The organism is Dietzia sp. Die43, assembly GCF_024519835.1.
Lineage (GTDB): Bacteria > Actinomycetota > Actinomycetes > Mycobacteriales > Mycobacteriaceae > Dietzia > Dietzia kunjamensis.
Map to the genome: position 1 here is coordinate 82,150 of NZ_JALJRF010000010.1, position 15,748 is coordinate 97,897.

The 15,748-nt window shown below is 71.6% G+C and carries 12 protein-coding genes and 2 tRNA genes; 6 read left to right on the plus strand and 8 right to left on the minus strand.

What is annotated here, in order from left to right:
- The first annotated feature begins 83 nt into the window (after positions 1-83).
- The 5 genes from benC (at position 84) to NR111_RS10180 (ending at position 8,710) form a co-directional block, all read left to right on the plus strand.
- Positions 84-2,078: a benzoate 1,2-dioxygenase electron transfer component BenC gene (gene benC, locus NR111_RS10160; RefSeq protein WP_256820713.1), complete on the plus strand. Its 1,995-nt coding sequence runs from the start codon at positions 84-86 to the stop codon at positions 2,076-2,078.
- On the plus strand, positions 2,075-2,908 hold the full coding sequence (locus tag NR111_RS10165) for a 1,6-dihydroxycyclohexa-2,4-diene-1-carboxylate dehydrogenase (RefSeq protein WP_256820714.1): 834 nt from the start codon (positions 2,075-2,077) through the stop codon (positions 2,906-2,908). Before benC ends, NR111_RS10165 begins: the two co-directional genes overlap by 4 nt.
- 129 nt (positions 2,909-3,037) lie before the next feature.
- Complete coding sequence (locus tag NR111_RS10170; RefSeq protein ID WP_374210711.1) at positions 3,038-4,543, plus strand: MFS transporter; 1,506 nt, start codon at positions 3,038-3,040, stop codon at positions 4,541-4,543.
- Between the two features lie 4 nt (positions 4,544-4,547).
- Positions 4,548-7,412: a LuxR family transcriptional regulator gene (locus tag NR111_RS10175; RefSeq protein WP_256820715.1), complete on the plus strand. Its 2,865-nt coding sequence runs from the start codon at positions 4,548-4,550 to the stop codon at positions 7,410-7,412.
- Positions 7,409-8,710 carry a benzoate/H(+) symporter BenE family transporter gene (locus NR111_RS10180; RefSeq protein ID WP_256820716.1) on the plus strand — a complete coding sequence of 434 codons (1,302 nt, stop codon included), beginning with the start codon at positions 7,409-7,411 and terminating at the stop codon, positions 8,708-8,710. Before NR111_RS10175 ends, NR111_RS10180 begins: the two co-directional genes overlap by 4 nt.
- A gap of 73 nt (positions 8,711-8,783) precedes the next feature.
- Here the strand turns inward: NR111_RS10180 and clpX are convergent, their stop codons facing one another.
- From clpX to NR111_RS10205, 5 genes are all read right to left on the minus strand, one after another.
- Positions 8,784-10,052 (minus strand): ATP-dependent Clp protease ATP-binding subunit ClpX, encoded by a 1,269-nt coding sequence (clpX, locus tag NR111_RS10185; protein ID WP_096905794.1) that lies wholly within the window; start codon positions 10,050-10,052, stop codon positions 8,784-8,786.
- A 146-nt stretch (positions 10,053-10,198) separates the two neighbouring features.
- On the minus strand, positions 10,199-10,822 hold the full coding sequence (locus tag NR111_RS10190) for an ATP-dependent Clp protease proteolytic subunit (RefSeq protein ID WP_119192402.1): 624 nt from the start codon (positions 10,820-10,822) through the stop codon (positions 10,199-10,201).
- A 68-nt stretch (positions 10,823-10,890) separates the two neighbouring features.
- Positions 10,891-11,553, minus strand: a complete 663-nt coding sequence (locus NR111_RS10195; RefSeq protein ID WP_119192410.1) for an ATP-dependent Clp protease proteolytic subunit — start codon at positions 11,551-11,553, stop codon at positions 10,891-10,893.
- A gap of 209 nt (positions 11,554-11,762) precedes the next feature.
- Positions 11,763-13,166, minus strand: coding sequence for a trigger factor (gene tig / locus NR111_RS10200; protein ID WP_256820718.1), 1,404 nt, complete (start codon positions 13,164-13,166; stop codon positions 11,763-11,765).
- A gap of 50 nt (positions 13,167-13,216) precedes the next feature.
- Positions 13,217-13,293, minus strand: a tRNA-Pro gene (locus NR111_RS10205).
- A 200-nt stretch (positions 13,294-13,493) separates the two neighbouring features.
- Here NR111_RS10205 and NR111_RS10210 point away from each other — a divergent pair.
- Positions 13,494-13,567 (plus strand) — tRNA-Gly (locus NR111_RS10210).
- Between the two features lie 111 nt (positions 13,568-13,678).
- Here NR111_RS10210 and NR111_RS10215 read toward each other — a convergent pair.
- The 3 genes from NR111_RS10215 to NR111_RS10225 are packed head-to-tail and all read right to left on the minus strand — an operon-like array spanning position 13,679 to position 15,663.
- Positions 13,679-14,512 (minus strand): DNA-formamidopyrimidine glycosylase family protein, encoded by an 834-nt coding sequence (locus tag NR111_RS10215; RefSeq protein WP_256820719.1) that lies wholly within the window; start codon positions 14,510-14,512, stop codon positions 13,679-13,681.
- Between the two features lie 6 nt (positions 14,513-14,518).
- A complete protein-coding gene (locus tag NR111_RS10220; RefSeq protein WP_096905799.1) occupies positions 14,519-14,992 on the minus strand; it encodes a ribose-5-phosphate isomerase in 474 nt (157 codons plus the stop codon).
- A 44-nt stretch (positions 14,993-15,036) separates the two neighbouring features.
- Positions 15,037-15,663, minus strand: coding sequence for a DsbA family protein (locus NR111_RS10225; RefSeq protein ID WP_119192399.1), 627 nt, complete (start codon positions 15,661-15,663; stop codon positions 15,037-15,039).
- Positions 15,664-15,748 lie beyond the last annotated feature (85 nt).

Sequence of the window (15,748 nt, forward strand, 5' to 3'; positions counted from 1 at the left end):
CCACGCCGGCGCCCGCCCAGGGCGCCGGCACCCACCCGGTCGCGTGCGCGGCCGACACCGCCAGCGACCTGGAGTGAGACCCCATGAGCTATTCAGTGGCACTGGCCTTCGAGGACGGCGTGACGCGCTTCGTCAACTGCGGTCCGATGGAGACCGTCGCCGACGCCTCGTACAAGGCCCGGATCAACATCCCCCTCGACTGCCGCGACGGAGCGTGCGGGACGTGCAAGTCCCTGTGCGAGTCCGGCGACTTCGACGGCGGCGACTACATCGACGACGCCCTCACCGAGGACGAGGCCGCGGCCGGATACTGCCTGCCCTGCCAGATGGTCCCGCGATCCGACCTGGTCGTGCAGATCCCCACCACCTCCGACGTGGCCAAGACGGCCGCCGCGGCGCACCCGGCGACGGTCATGGCCGTCGAGCGCCTGGCCGAGGGTGCGTTCGCGCTGTCGGTCGAGTTGGATGACCGCGACGCCCTGGCGTTCCTGCCCGGCCAGTACGTCAACATCGCGGTTCCGGGTACCGACCAGACGCGGTCGTACTCGTTCTCCACCGGAGCGGACTCGCGGCACCTGTCGTTCCTCATCAAGTACGCCTCCGGCGGCGCGATGTCGGAGTACCTGGCCCAGCGCTGCGCCGTGGGCGACCGCCTCGAGCTGACCGGTCCGATGGGCAGCTTCTTCCTCCGCGAGTCCAGCCGCCCCCTGCTCCTGCTGGCGGGCGGCACCGGCCTGGCGCCCGTGCTGTCGATCCTGGAGACCCTCGCCGCCGCCGGCACCACCGACCGGCCGGTCCACCTCATCTACGGCACCTCGTTCGACACCGACGTGGTCTACACGGACCTGCTGGACGAGTTCACCACCCGGATCCCGGGCATGACCTGGGACCTGGTCGTCGCCGACCCGGCCACGACCCACCCGAACAGCGGGTACGTCACGGGGCTGATCCGCCCGGAGCACCTGCATGACGGGACGACCGACATCTACCTGTGCGGGCCTCCCCCGATGGTCGAGGCGGTGCGCGGATTCCTCGACGACGAGGGCCTGCAGGTGACGCACTTCTACTACGAGAAGTTCACTCCCGCGACCGCGGTGCCCGACCAGTCCGCCGAGCCCGCCGCGGAATCGGCGGAGCCGACGGAGGAGGCCGCCCTCGTCGTCGACACCTCCCCCTCCACCCCGGAGACGGAGCCCGCGGCACCCGCCGCGGCCACCACGGCCCCGGCCGCACCACACGGGCCGGCCCGGATCATCTCGCGCCGCCCCGGGGACCCCGTGCCGGCCATCGAGGCCCGACCGGTCGGCTACACCCCGCCCGCCCCCGGCGGACACACGGCGCCCGCCACCCGGACCGCCGAGCCGGTGACGAACATCGCCGCGCGCCCGGTCGGTTTCACCCCGCCGACCCCGGGCGGGCACGCCGTGCCCGCCGACCGCGCGACCGAATCTCCCGCGCCCATCGCCGCACGCCCGGTCGGTTACGTCCCGCCGCAGGTCACGCTCGCGCCCAGGTCACCCGCACCCACCGCGGGCACCACGACCACGGTGTCCCTGGCCGGCGGGAACCGCTCCGAGACCATCACGTCGGCCCCCGGCGTCGTCAGTGGCGAGGTGCATCCCGCGATCCGCCACTCCGACGCCCAGTTCGACGCCCGCATGGCGCTCGAGCTCGGCGTGATCGAGCTGACCATGGGACGTCTCGACGGCGCCCGCCTCGCCGAGTTCCGGATGCTCGCCGAGTCCGCCAACCAGTACATCGAGGGCGATCGGTTCCTCGACCCCGAACGGTTCACCGCCGCGAACGCCCAGTTCCACGAGTTCCTGTTCCGCTGCACCGGTAACGACTCGCTGCTGCAGGCCTACCGCATGCTGGAGGTGACCCAGGTGATGAACAGCGTCCTGCCCGACGCCCGCTGGGTGTCCGAGGACATCGTCCCCGAGCACCTGGAGATCGTCGCGGCCTTCGAGACGGGCGACCGCGACGCCGCCCGGTACCTCATCCGTCGGCACAGCGAACACGCCAAGGCCACCATGCGTACCGCACTGGACCAGAAGGCCGTGGAGGCGGCGTCGTGAGCGCGCCCGTCGGCGAGTACGACCCCGTCCCGCCCGTCGTCTCCCCCGGTCGCTTCGCCGGCCGGTCGGTGCTCATCACCGGCGCCGTCCAGGGGATCGGACGCACCGTCGCCGACCGGGTGGTCCGCGAGGGCGGGCTGGTCACCGTGGTGGACCGGGCCGACCTCATCACCACGGTCGCCGGGGAGCTGACCGCGGTGTCCCCGGACGGCCACCGGGTCGTGCCCGTGGAGGCCGACCTGGGGACGTTCGAGGGTGCCGAGTCGTCGGCCCGTGCGGCGTTGGACGCCCACGGCCGGATCGACGTGCTCATCAACAACGTCGGTGGCACCATCTGGGCCCGGCCGTACCACGAGTACTCGGCCGAGCAGATCGAGGCCGAGGTCCGCCGCTCCCTGTTCCCCACGCTGTGGATGTGCCGGGCGGTCCTGCCGTCCATGGTCTCGGCGGGCGCGGGCACGATCGTCAACGTCTCCTCCGTCGCCACCCGCGGCGTCAACCGTGTCCCCTACGCCGCGTCCAAGGGCGGCGTCAACGGCCTCACCTCGGCGTTGGCGCTGGAAGCCGCGCCGCACGGGGTGCGGGTGGTGGCCACCGCCCCCGGCGGAACCCTCGCCCCCGAACGACGGATCTCCCGCGGCGGCGACGCCCGCACCGACCAGGAGAAGACCTGGTACTCGGAGATCGTCGAGCAGACCGTCGACTCGACCGTGATGGGCCGCTACGGCACCCTCCACGAGCAGGCCGCGCCGATCTGTTTCCTCGCCTCCGACGAGGCCTCCTACATCACCGGATCCGTCCTCCCCGTCGCCGGCGGCGACCAGGGCTGAACCGCCTGCCACCCCGGGGCTGACCGCCCTGCCACCCCGGGGCTGACCGCCCTGCCACCCCGGGCTGACCGCCCACACCTCTCCCCACCCCCCACCGAACGGAGCCCTTCCGTGTCCTCGAGCACCCCTGTGCCTTCCAGCCGCCCCGTCCCCTCCAGCCCACCCGGGACGACCGCCCCCGCCTCCGAGGTGTGGGAGTCCCCCGCCCACCGCCGCACGGTCTACGGTGTCCTCGCCGTGGTGGCGCTCGCCATCCTCTTCGACGGCTATGACCTCGTCGTCTACGGCGCCGTCCTGCCCACCCTCATGGCCGACCCCACCCAGATCGGCGCCCTCGGCGCGGCTCAGGCCGGCGCACTCGGCTCGTACGCCCTCGTCGGAGTGATGATCGGCGCCCTCACCGCCGGCGCGGTCGGTGACCGCATCGGCCGACGCCGGATCATGCTCGGCGCCATCGCCTGGTTCTCCGTCGGGATGGCCGCCACCGCGTTCGCCCGCGACATCACCACGTTCGGCGTCCTTCGCCTGCTCACCGGGCTGGGGATCGGCGCCATCGTCGCCACGGCCGGTGCGATCATCGCCGAGTTCGCCCCCGCCGGGCGTCGCAACCTTTTCAACGCGGTCGTCTACAGCGGGATCCCCGCCGGCGGTGTCCTGGCCTCCGCGCTGGCCATGGTGCTGCGGGACCACATCGGATGGCGCGGCCTGTTCCTCATCGGCGCCGTCCCACTGGTGCTGGTCCTCCCCTACGCCTGGTTCGCGCTCCCCGAGTCCCCGCGGTGGCTGGCCTCCCGCGGCCGCACCCGCCAGGCCGCCGAGGTGTGTGCCAGCAGGGGCCTGCCGCTCGAGATGGCCGCGGCGCCGGGCGCGCCCCGCACCGCCGACACGACGCCTCGCGATGACCGCAACGACGACAAGGTGGCCGCCCGCACCGGCTTCGCCGCCCTGCTGTCCCCCGCCTACCGCCTCGGCACCCTGCTCCTGGGGTTCATGAGCTTCGCCGGCCTGCTGCTCACCTACGGCCTCAACACCTGGCTGCCGACGATCATGGAGAACTACGGCATCGACGCCAAGAGCTCCCTCGGCTTCCTGCTCGTCCTCAACGGCGGCGCGATCGTGGGCGGTCTCGCGGCCTCGTGGCTCGCCGACCGGCACGGGCCGCGCGTGATCGTCGCCTGCTCGTTCGTCCTGGCCACCCTGGCCCTGGTCGCCATCACCGTGTCCCCGCCGTTCGTCCTGGTCGTCGCCCTCGTCGCGGCTGCCGGCATGGGCACGATCGGCACACAGGTCCTGCTGTACGGGTTCGTCTCCAACTACTACGAGACGGGCGCACGCGCCGCGGGTGTGGCGTGGTGCGCGGGGTTCGGACGCCTCGGCGGCATCCTCGGTCCCGTGATCGGCGGCTTCCTCGTCGCGGCCGGACTGGAGGCGGACACTTCCTTCCTCGTGTTCGGCGGGATCGCCCTCGCCGGCGCCGCCCTGACCCTGGCCGTGCCCCGCTCGCCCGCCCAGTCCGAGCCCGTCGCGGTCCCCGACGAGGTCACGCCGCTGGACTTCGACCCGCCGGCCGCCGCGGTGGCCGGGGAGCCCGTCGCCGCGGAACCGGTCGAGCACGCCGGGTCGGATCTACGCTGACCGCATGACCTTCGCCCACCCCGTCCCCCGCTACGGTCACCACCGCGCCGCGGATCGTCTCCATTCGATCCACGACGCGGTGGCGGGCAAGCGGTCGACGACCGTGCTGGTCACCGCCGCCGACGGTGGGGGCAAGAGCCACCTCGTCGACTCCGTGGTCGCCGAACTCGCCGGGGTCACCTCGGTGCTCGTGCGGGCGCTGCCGTGGGAGAAGGACACGAAGCTCGTCGTGGCCGCCCGGGTCCTCGAGCGCCTGCCCCGGCCCGACGCCGAACCACCACGTCGCGCCGCGGCCGCAGAGACGGCCGGGGTCGCGGGGGTCGCAGAGACGGCCGGGCCGGTCGGTGACGTCGTGCTCGTCGAGGCCCTGGCCCGGGCGTTCGTCACCGCCGGCCCCGGCGCGGTGGTGGTGATCGACGACGCGGAGTACTCCGATCCCGACTCCCTGCGTGTCCTGGCCTCCGCCGTGGAGGCGGCCGGCCGGGCCTCCGTCATGCTCGTGCTGACCCTCGGCAGCCCCGCGCACGGCCCCTCCGCCGAACTGTGCGCGGAGTTGGCCCGCGAGACCGTGCGGCTGGGAGCCCTGGACCAGTCCGAGATCCGGAGGCTCGTCGCGACCCGGACCGGGCGCGAACCGTCCGCGGCGGCGGCCCGGCGTCTACTGGACTACACCGGCGGCGAGGCGGGTGCCGTGGCGACGGTGGCCGATCAGGCGCCCGGCTCGTGGTGGATCGCCCCCTTCTCCGTCCCGCCGCTGCCCGCCTCCGTCGAGCGGGAGACGGCGGCGCTGCTCGACGCGATGGAGCCCGGGCAGCGGGAGGTCATCGAGGCTGCCGCCGTCCTGTCCCCACCGGTCACGCTCGAGTCGCTGACCGCGCTCATCTCCGCGCGGGGCGGGGTCGTACCCGGCCCCGCGCTCGTGTCCGCCGCCCTGGACGCCGCCCACACGGCGGACCTGGCCCAGGTGGACCTCTCCCCCGGCGCCGCGACCGTCCGGTTCCGCTCCCCACTGTTGCGGACGGCGGTCCTTCGCGGGGTACCGCCCAGCGAACTGCTCCACCTGCATACGCTGGCCGGCCGCGTCGCCGAGGCCGCCGACGACGTCGACGGCGCGCTCGACCACCGCGCCTCCGCGTCGACGGGGCCCGATGCGGACCTGTCCGAGACGCTGCGCGCCCGCGCGCTCGTGCACGCCCGCGCCGGTCGATGGAGCTCGGCCGGCCACGCCTACCTCACCGCGGCGGCGCTCACCCCTGACGGCGACCGCGCCCGCGACCTGCACATCGACGGGGTCGACGCACTCATCAACGCGGGCCGCATCAGTGAGGCCCGATCACTGGCCCAGGGACTGGAGCGGGTGCGGTCGGATCCCCGGCGGGACGCCGTACTGGGATCCCTCGCGGTGCACCTCGGGCACGCCGGAGAGGCCCAGGTCCTGCTCGACCGCGCCCTCGCCGCCCGCGAGGGCGGCGTCCCGGGTTCTCCCGCCGCGGACCCGGTCGCCCTGGCCCAGAAGTTCGTCGTCCACTCCCTGTGCGAGTGGCGACCGACCCGCATCCGCCACTGGACACGGGTGGTCACCGGCAGCGGGCGCCCGGACCAACCCGAGGTCGAGGAGGCCCGGGCCATCGAGATGCTGGGCCGCGCGATCGAGGGCGGCCCCGACGCGTCCCCCGCCGTCGAGGACCGGCTCGCCGGTCTCGCGCCGGCCGTGGCCCAGCGCTTCGAGATGGCATCGGGGTGGATCGCCCTGGCTCGCGACGACCTGGAGACCGCCCGCCGGCACCTGGGGTCCGCGGTCCCCACGGCGGACGTCTCGGGCTCCGCACGCATCTCCATCTGGGCCCAGGCGTGGCTCGCCCGCACGCTCCTGCTGCGCGGCGACTGGGATGACGCCCTGCGGGTGGTGGACACCGCCGCCCGCAGGGTCGACGACCTCGAACTGGACCTGCTCGCCCCGGTCGTCCACTGGCCCGGCGCCGTCATCCGGTCGATGCGGGGAGACCACCTCGGGGCGGCCGCCCACCTGCGCAATCTGACGACCAGCACCGACGCCTACCCGGTCCAGGTCATCCCGTCGGCGATGGCGCGGATGCAGGTGGCGGCCTCGTCCGGTGACTACACGTCCGTGCGTCTGGCCGCCGAGCCCCTGGTGGCCCTGTCCCGTGAACTCGACATCGATCAGCCCGGGTACTGGCCGTGGCACGACCTGTACTCCCACGCACTCGTCCTCGCGGGTCGGCTCGACGAGGCGGAGGACCTCATCGGTCCCGCCGAGGCCCGCGCCGAGCGCCGGGGCCACCGTTCCACCCTCGCCCGGCTCGGAGCGGTGCGCGCCCGTATCGCCGCGGTGCGCGGGGACGTCGACGAGTGCAACCGGATCTTCCGGCGCAGTCTCGACCACCTCGACGGCCTGGCCATGCCCTACTACTCCGCGCGCATGCACTTCGGCTACGGGCAGACCCTGCGCAGGGCCGGCCGACGCCGGGAGGCGCACCTCGCGCTGGGCACCGCCCGCGACATCTACGAGCAACTGGGCGCCCGCGCCTACGTGGAGCGGTGCGATCGCGAACGACGCGCGGGCGGTGTGGACGTGGCCAGGACGGGGGGCAACAGCACCCTGACGCCTCAGGAGAGTGCGGTCGCGACGCTCGTCGCCGCGGGCCGGACCAACGCCCAGGCGGCCGAGGAGTTGTTCCTGTCGGTCAAGACCGTCCAGTACCACCTGACCCGCATCTACTCGAAGCTCGGAGTGAGCGGTCGCACCGAGCTGGCCGCACACGTCTCCCGCAGCAGCGAGCCCTTCCGTACCGACTCGCCCCGTATCGATTCAGCGCGTACCGACCCCGACCCCACGGGAGACCTATGAGCAACGGAACCCCGGACGACACCACCGTCCGCCCCGCCGTCCGCCCCGCCGACCCGACCGCGACCGGCCAGCCGCCCGCGCGCGGCCGCCGACGCGACTCCGCCCCGGTGGCGCGCCCCTCGCCCCGCCGGGTCCTCGCCGACCTCGGCCCCCGCGAGTTCGCCAACGCGCTGATCGCGCTCGTGTTCTCGGCGACCGGCCCCGTCGCCGTCATCCTCGCCGCCGGCGGGCAGGGCGACCTGTCCCCCGCACAGTTGTCCTCGTGGATCTTCGGCGTGTTCTTCGCCAACGGACTGCTCACCATCCTCATGAGCTGGGTCTACCGCACGCCGCTGGCGTTCTTCTGGACCATCCCGGGCACCGTGATCGTGGGCAACTCACTCGGGCACCTGCGGTGGTCGGAGGTCCTGGGGGCCTACGTCGTGACCGGGGTGCTGATCCTGCTGGTCGGGCTGACCGGCCTGGCCCGCCGGCTCATGGACTGGATCCCCATGCCGATCATCATGGCGATGGTCGCCGGGGTGTTCCTCCGGTTCGGGCTGGGACTGGTCGAGGCCGTGTGGGCCTCCGTCGCGGTGGCCCTGCCGATGGCGATCGCGTTCCTCGTCGTCGGCGCCGTCCCCCGCCTGGCCAGGGTGGTACCGCCCATCCTGGCCGCGATGGTCGTGGGGATCGTCGCCGTGGTCCTGTCCGGCGGGCTGTCGCGCGGCGTCCTCGACGACGGACTGATCGCCGCCCCCATGCTGCAGGCCCCGGAATTCACCCTCCGGGCGATCGCCGAGCTGGTCGTCCCACTGGCCATCACCGTCCTCGTGGTGCAGAACGGTCAGGGCATCGCGGTCCTGCGCGCGAAGGGCCACCACCCCCCGGTCTCGGCGTGCGCGGTGGCATGCGGCGTCTGGTCTCTGCTGGTCTCGGCGGTCGGCGCGGTCTCGACGTGCCTGACCGGACCGACGAACGCCCTGCTCGTCTCCTCAGGTGAGCGCGACCGCCACTACGCCGCCGCGATCGGCAACGGCGGCCTGGCCCTGGTGGTCGGCGTCTTCTCCCCGGCCTTCGTCGGGCTCATCCTCGGCACGCCCGCAGCGTTCATCGCCGCCCTGGGCGGGTTGGCGATGCTCGCGCCGCTGCAGTCGGCGTTCGTCACCGCGTTCCGGACCGACCGGGCACTCGGACCGCTCGTGTGCCTGCTCGTCACCGTCGCGGACGTGTCGTTGCTCGGGATCTCGGCGCCGTTCTGGGGCATCGTGCTGGGGATGGCCGTCTCGGCGCTGCTGGAGCGGCGCGCGGCGGCCTGACCCGGCGCCCGCCCGGGCCGGAGCCGAAGGAAGGCCCCCGCCGAGTGGCGGGGGCCTTCTCGCGGGTCCGGTGTCAGGCGGAACGCTCGCGCAGCTCCTCGTCGGAGAAGGGGACGATCGTCGGCAGGACGTTGTCGCGGACCGTCTCACCGGTGACCACCACGCGGGCGACGTCGTCGCGCCCGGGGATGTCGTACATGACCGGCAGGAGGACCTCCTCCATGATGGCGCGCAGGCCACGGGCACCGGTCCCCCGCAGGATCGCCTGGTCGGCCACGGCCTCGAGGGCGTCCTCGGTGAACTCCAGCTCGACGCCGTCCATCTCGAACAGCCGGGCGTACTGCTTGACCAGCGCGTTCTTGGGCTCGGAGAGGATGTTGACCAGGGCCTCGCGGTCCAGGCTCGTCACGGTCGCCACGACGGGCAGGCGGCCGATGAACTCGGGGATCAACCCGTACTTCACCAGGTCCTCCGGCATGACCTCGCTGAAGTTGTCGGTCGTGTCGAGGTCCTTCTTGCTGGCGACCTCGGACCCGAAACCCATCCCCTTGCGACCCACGCGGTCGCCGACGATCTTCTCCAGGCCCTGGAAGGCACCGGCCACGATGAACAACACGTTGGACGTGTCGATCTGGATGAACTCCTGGTGCGGGTGCTTGCGGCCGCCCTGCGGCGGCACCGACGCCTGCGTGCCCTCGAGGATCTTCAGCAGCGCCTGCTGGACGCCCTCACCGGAGACGTCCCGGGTGATCGACGGGTTCTCGGCCTTGCGGGCGATCTTGTCGACCTCGTCGATGTAGATGATGCCCATCTCGGCACGCTTGGTGTCGAAGTCCGCGGCCTGGATGAGCTTGAGGAGGATGTTCTCCACATCCTCGCCCACGTAACCGGCCTCGGTCAGCGCGGTGGCGTCCGCGATCGCGAAGGGCACGTTGAGCATCTTGGCCAACGTCTGGGCGAGGTAGGTCTTGCCACAGCCGGTGGGGCCCAGCATGAGGATGTTGGACTTGGCCAACTCGACACCGTCGCCGCGGCCGAGGGAGGCCCCCACCCGGATGCGCTTGTAGTGGTTGTAGACGGCCACCGCCAGGTTCCGCTTGGCGGCGTCCTGCCCCACCACGTACTCGTCCAGGAACGCGTGGATCTCGGACGGCTTGGGCAGCGTGTCCGGACCCGTCTCCTGCGCATCGTCGACCTCGGACTCGATGATCTCGTTGCACAGCTCGATGCACTCGTCGCAGATGTAGACGCCGGGACCGGCGATCAGCTTCTTGACCTGCTTCTGGCTCTTCCCACAGAAGGAACACTTCAACAGGTCGCCGCTCTCACCTACACGCGCCATGAGTTCTACGTCCTCGCATTCCGGGGGCGCCGATGTCACGCCCCGTAGTCGACGGTACGCGGTGACGGCCGTAAATCCGACCCCGCGTGATCAGTTCATTGCACCCGACGGCGCACCGCTACCCCCAGCGGCGCGCCGCCGTCGGCTCAGTTGCTCGTCGACAGTTTGCGGTAGTCGAACACGGTGTCGATGATGCCGTAGTCCTTGGCCTCCGCGGCCGTGAGGATCTTGTCGCGATCGGTGTCCTTGCGGACCTGATCGGCGGTGCGCCCGGTGTGCTGGGCCAGCGTGGTCTCCATGAGGCGACGCATCCGCTCGATCTCCGCGGCCTGGATCTCGAGGTCGGAGACCTGGCCCTGGATGCCGCCGGTGGCCGGCTGGTGGATGAGCACGCGGGCGTTGGGCAGCGCGGCCCGCTTGCCCTTGGTGCCCGCCGCGAGCAGTACCGCGGCGGCCGACGCGGCCTGGCCGAGGCAGACCGTCACGATGTCCGGCCGCACGTACTGCATGGTGTCGTAGATCGCCATGAGCGAGGTGAACGAGCCACCCGGCGAGTTGATGTACATGGTGATGTCGCGGTCCGGGTCCTGACCCTCCAGGACCAGCAGCTGGGCCATGATGTCGTTCGCCGAGGCGTCGTCGACCTGGGTGCCCAGGAAGATGATGCGCTCCTCGAAGAGCTTGTTGTAGGGGTTGGACTCCTTGACGCCGTAGCTGGAGTGCTCGACGAAGGACGGCAGGATGTATCGGGAGGTCGGCATTGAGGTCATCGGTGACTCCGTGGTGGTGTGCGGGGCTGGGTGGGCTGCGGGAGCGCTCCCGTGGGCGGAGGGCTCGATCACGACGGCGAGGTCCCGCCCGTCTGGGACGCACGCGAGATCACGTGGTCGACGAACCCGTACTCCTTGGCCTCCTCGGCGGAGAACCAGCGGTCACGGTCGGAGTCCTCGGTGACCTGCTCGAACGTCTGGCCCGTGTGAAAGGCGATGAGCTCGGCCATCTCACGCTTGGTGGCGGCGTACTGCTCGGCCTGGATGGCGATGTCGGCGGCCGAACCACCGACACCGGCCGACGGCTGGTGCATCATGATCTTCGCGTGCGGCAGGGCGTAGCGCTTGCCCTTGGTGCCCGCGGTCAGCAGGAACTGACCCATCGAGGCGGCCAGGCCCATGCCGTAGGTGGCCACGTCGCACTCGACGAACTGCATCGTGTCGTAGATCGCCATGCCGGCCGTCACGGAACCACCGGGCGAGTTGATGTACAGCGCGATGTCGCGGGTGGGGTCCTCCGCCGCGAGCAGCAGGATCTGCGCGCAGAGGCGGTTGGAGATGTCGTCGTCGACCTGGGAGCCCAGGAAGATGATCCGCTCCTGCAGGAGGCGCTCGTACACGGAGTCGCCGAGGGTGAGTCCGTGCGACCCCGGCGAGCTGAGTGCGGGCTGCGTCGAACCGGGCTGAGCCGCTGAACCGTTCTGGGCCACGGGGAACCTACCTTCGCTCATCGTCTTCACCGCTAGCGCGGCGCCCGGCCGACCGGTGGCCGGGGAACCGTTACGTCAAACACTAACCAACACCGACGACGGAACCGTCCCGCCGGGGCGGGTGTTCGCTCTCAGCGTCGGGCCACCAGCATCGTCCGCGGGGGCCACGACGACAGGGCCGGGGCCGCGTGGTGCGGTCCCGGCCCTGTCGGGGGTCGATCAGGGGACGATCAGGCGTCGGAGTCCTTCTCGTCCGCTGCCGTCTCGACGACGTCGGACCCGGCCTCATCGGCGTCCTCGGCGGAGTCCGCCTCGACGGTGCCGAAGAACTCGCTGGTGTCGACGACGTTGCCCTCGGTGTCCTTGACGGTGACCTTGCCGATCACGTCGGCCAGGGCCTTGGACCGGCGGACGTCGGAGAACAGCGAGCCGAGCTGACCGGCCTGCTGGATCTGCTGCACGAACTGGTTGGGGTCCATGCCGTAGCGCTGGGCCTGGAACAGGATGTGCTGGGTGAGCTCCTCCTGCGAGACGTCGGTCGAGTTCTGCTCGGCGACGGCGTCCAGCAGCAGCTGGCTGCGGATGGCGCGGGCGGCGCCTTCACGGGTCTCGGCCTCGAAGGTCTCGCGGTCGGTGCCCTCGGCGGCCAGCGCCTGGTCCAGGATCGACGCGTCGCCACCGAACTGGTCGATGAGCTGGTGCATCTGGGCGTGGGCCTCGGAGGCGACGACCGCCTCCGGGGTCGGGACGTCGGTGGCCTCCATCAGCGCGTCGAGGACCTTGTCGCGGATCTCGCCCGCGAGGCCGGCCTTGGCCTGCTGCGCGACCTTCTCGGTGAGGTCTGCCTTGAGCTCGTCGAGAGTGTCGAACTCGCTGGCCATCTGCGCGAACTCGTCGTCGGCCTCGGGCAGCTCGCGCTCCTTGACGGACTGCACGGTGACGGTGATGACCGCCTCCTTGCCGGCGTGGTCACCGGCGACGAGCGAGGAGGTGAACTCCTTGGACTCGCCGGCCTTGAGACCCGCCGCCGCGTCGTCCAGGCCCTCGACGAGGGTGCCCGAGCCGAGCTCGTAGGACAGGCCTTCGGTTGAGGCCTCGTCGACGGGCTCGCCGTCGACGGTCGCGGCCAGGTCCACCGAGAGGAAGTCGCCCGTGGTGGCGCCGCGCTCGACGCCCTTGAGGGTGCCGAAGCGGGCACGCAGGTTGTCCAGCTCCGCGTCGACGGCGGCCTCGTCGGTCTCGGGGGCCTCGACGGTGACCTCGAGGTCCTCGAAGGTCGGCAGGGTGATCTCCGGGCGGATGTCGACCTCGGCGGTGAACTCGACGACGTCGTTGTCCTCCAGCTTGGTCACCTCGATCTCGGGCTGGGCCAGCACGACGAGCTCGTGCTCGTCGACGGCCTGGCTGTAGCGCGACGGGATCATGTCGTTGATGACCTGCTCGAGGACCGCCGGGCGACCGATCCGCGACTCGAGGAGCTTGGCCGGGGCCTTACCCGGGCGGAAGCCCGGGATGTTGACCTGGCCGGCGAGCGACTTGTAGGCCTTGGCGAAATCCGGCTCGAGCTCCGCGAACGGCACCTCCACGGTGATCTTGACCCGGGTCGGGTTGAGCTGCTCGACAGTGCTCTTCACGGTGATGTTCTCCTAGGAAGTCATGTGGGGTTCGTGTCTTTCGGCTCCGCTGGTCGGGATGACAGGATTCGAACCTGCGACCCTCCGCTCCCAAAGCGGATGCGCTACCAAGCTGCGCCACATCCCGGTGAGTCGCGCGGCCGACCATCCCGCGATCATGCACAGGACATCCGCCGGGCCGCAAACCAACTCGGCCAGTGTACGACAGGGCCATCCGCCCGCCGATTCCGACTTGTCGGACCGGGAGTTGGGAGCGCCGCCAGGGTCCGGTAGTGTTGTCCGGGCGTGAGCGTGACCGTGGATGAAACGCCAGGTCAGGCCGCCGACGCGGGTGTAGCTTAATGGTAAAGCCCCTGCCTTCCAAGCAGGCTACGCGGGTTCGATTCCCGTCACCCGCTCCACCGGATGCCCTGCCCCGTCAGACACTGACGAGGCAGGGCATCGTCGATTTCCCGGCCGGAGTGCCCACGGACGGCGACTCGCGCGAGCGCCTGTCCGATCAGCCCGCGGCCTCAGCGCGGTCGGCCCGCCTGGCACGTCGGGCACCAGAAGAGCGTCCGGGCGTCCATCGTCTGCAGGGCGATCTCGTCCCCGCACACCCGGCACTCCCAGCCGTCGCGTTGGTAGACGTAGTTGCGCGGTCGATCGGCGCCCCGGCGGGGCACGTCGCCGTGGTCGTGCTCGGGCCGGATCGTGTGGATGGCGCCGGTCTCCACCCCGACCTCCATCAGCTCCACGAGGTCGTCCCAGAGCGCCCGGTACTGACCCTCGCGCAGCTCCACCCCGGGGAGGAAGGGGTTGATCCCGTGCCGGAAGAGCACCTCGGCGCGGTAGACGTTGCCGACGCCGGCCAGCACCTTCTGGTCCATGAGCAGCGCGCCGATCGCCCGCGAGCTGCGACTGATCCGCGCCCACGCCCGTACCGGATCGGCACCGGGATCCAGCGGATCCGGGCCCAGTCGATCTCGTACGTCTGCGACGCCCGCCTCGGCGATCACCTCACAGCGGGTCGGGCCGCGCAGGTCGACGACGTGGGCGGGCCCCTCCCCCGCCGTCGCGCGCACCCGCATCCGCACCTGCCCGACCGGGGCGGGCGGGTCCTGCCCCTCGGGGACGAGGTGCGTGTCGAAGAACCCGTACAACCCCAGGTGGACGTGGACCGCGAGGCCGCCCTCGTAGTGGTGGAAGAGGTGCTTGCCGACGGCCGTCGCGCGGTCGAGGTGCCGTCCGTCGACGATGACGTGGTCGGCGAACCGCCCCTGCGGGCTGGACACACGAACGGGCCCGCCTACGAAGTACTGGGTGTGCAGGCGGGCCAGCCGGTGAAGGGTGTGCCCTTCAGGCACGGGGACTCAGGCGCCGGGGACGGGCGGGGCCTCGTGGGTGGCCTCGTACTCGGCGAGGATGTCGATGCGCCGCTGATGGCGCTCGACCCCCGACCACTCCTGGTCGAGGAAGGCGTCGACGATCGCGAGGGCCTCCTCCTCCGAGTGCATGCGGCCCCCGATGCCGATGAGCTGGGCGTTGTTGTGCTCACGCGCCAGCCGCGCGGTCTCGACGCTCCACGCCAGCGCGCAGCGGGCGCCGGGGACCTTGTTGGCCGCGATCTGCTCGCCGTTACCGGAGCCGCCGAGCACGATCCCGAGGCTGCCCGGGTCCGCGACGACCTTGGCTGCCGCGTCGATGCAGAAGGCCGGGTAGTCGTCCTCGGCGTCGTAGGTGTGGGCGCCGCAGTCGACCACCTCGTGCCCGGAGGCCTTGAGGTGCTCGGCGATGGCGTTCTTGGTCTCGAAGCCGGCGTGGTCCGCCCCCAGGTAGATGCGCATGACCGCGATTCTGCCACGCGCGACCGCGACCCCACCCCCGGGTCTCAGTCGAACTGCGGGTCCTCGGTACGGCTGCGCTTGAGCTCGAAGAAGTACGGGTAGTCGGCGAGCATGGCGGCGCCGTCGAAGACCTTGCCGGCGTCCTCGCCCCGGGGGATGCGGGTGAGGACGGGACCGAAGAACGCGGTGCCGTCGACGTGGAGGACCGGGGTCCCGACCTCGTCGCCCACCGGGTCCATGCCACGGTGGTGGGAGGCGCGCAGCTCGTCGTCGTACTCATCGGTCCCCGCGGCGGCGGCGAGGTCGGCGTCCAGGCCTGCGGCCTGGAGCGCCTCGGTGATCACGGTGGGGTCCTCGATGCCGCGGCCCTCATCGTGGATGCGGGTGCCCAACTCGGTGTACAGCGTCCCGAGGACCTCCGGACCGTGGAGCTTCGCCGCGGCGATGGCCACGCGCACCGGCCCCCAGCCGCGCTGCATCAATGCCGTGTACTCCTCGGGCAGATCGCGGCCCTCGTTGAGCACGGACAGGCTCATGACGTTCCACGTCAGAGAGATGTCGCGGACCTTCTCCACCTCGAGGATCCAGCGGCTGGTGACCCACGCGAACGGACACAGCGGGTCGAACCAGAAGTCGACGGAGCGGGTAGCGGACCGGGTAGTTGATGTCATGACCCCATCCTCCCCGTCTCCGGCGGCCGCCGCCACTGCGGCCGCCTCGGCTCCCCACCGGGTGGTAGGACTGGTGCGGTAGCCG

Bases quoted from the DNA above. Each gene is read 5' to 3' on its own strand.
- benC (WP_256820713.1), top strand. From the start codon at position 84: ATGAGCTATTCAGTGGCACTGGCCTTCGAGGACGGCGTGACGCGCTTC.
- NR111_RS10175 (WP_256820715.1), top strand. From the start codon at position 4,548: ATGACCTTCGCCCACCCCGTCCCCCGCTACGGTCACCACCGCGCCGCG.
- NR111_RS10180 (WP_256820716.1), top strand. From the start codon at position 7,409: ATGAGCAACGGAACCCCGGACGACACCACCGTCCGCCCCGCCGTCCGC.
- clpX (WP_096905794.1), bottom strand. From the start codon at position 10,052: ATGGCGCGTGTAGGTGAGAGCGGCGACCTGTTGAAGTGTTCCTTCTGT.
- NR111_RS10190 (WP_119192402.1), bottom strand. From the start codon at position 10,822: ATGACCTCAATGCCGACCTCCCGATACATCCTGCCGTCCTTCGTCGAG.
- NR111_RS10195 (WP_119192410.1), bottom strand. From the start codon at position 11,553: ATGAGCGAAGGTAGGTTCCCCGTGGCCCAGAACGGTTCAGCGGCTCAG.
- NR111_RS10220 (WP_096905799.1), bottom strand. From the start codon at position 14,992: ATGCGCATCTACCTGGGGGCGGACCACGCCGGCTTCGAGACCAAGAAC.
- NR111_RS10225 (WP_119192399.1), bottom strand. From the start codon at position 15,663: ATGACATCAACTACCCGGTCCGCTACCCGCTCCGTCGACTTCTGGTTC.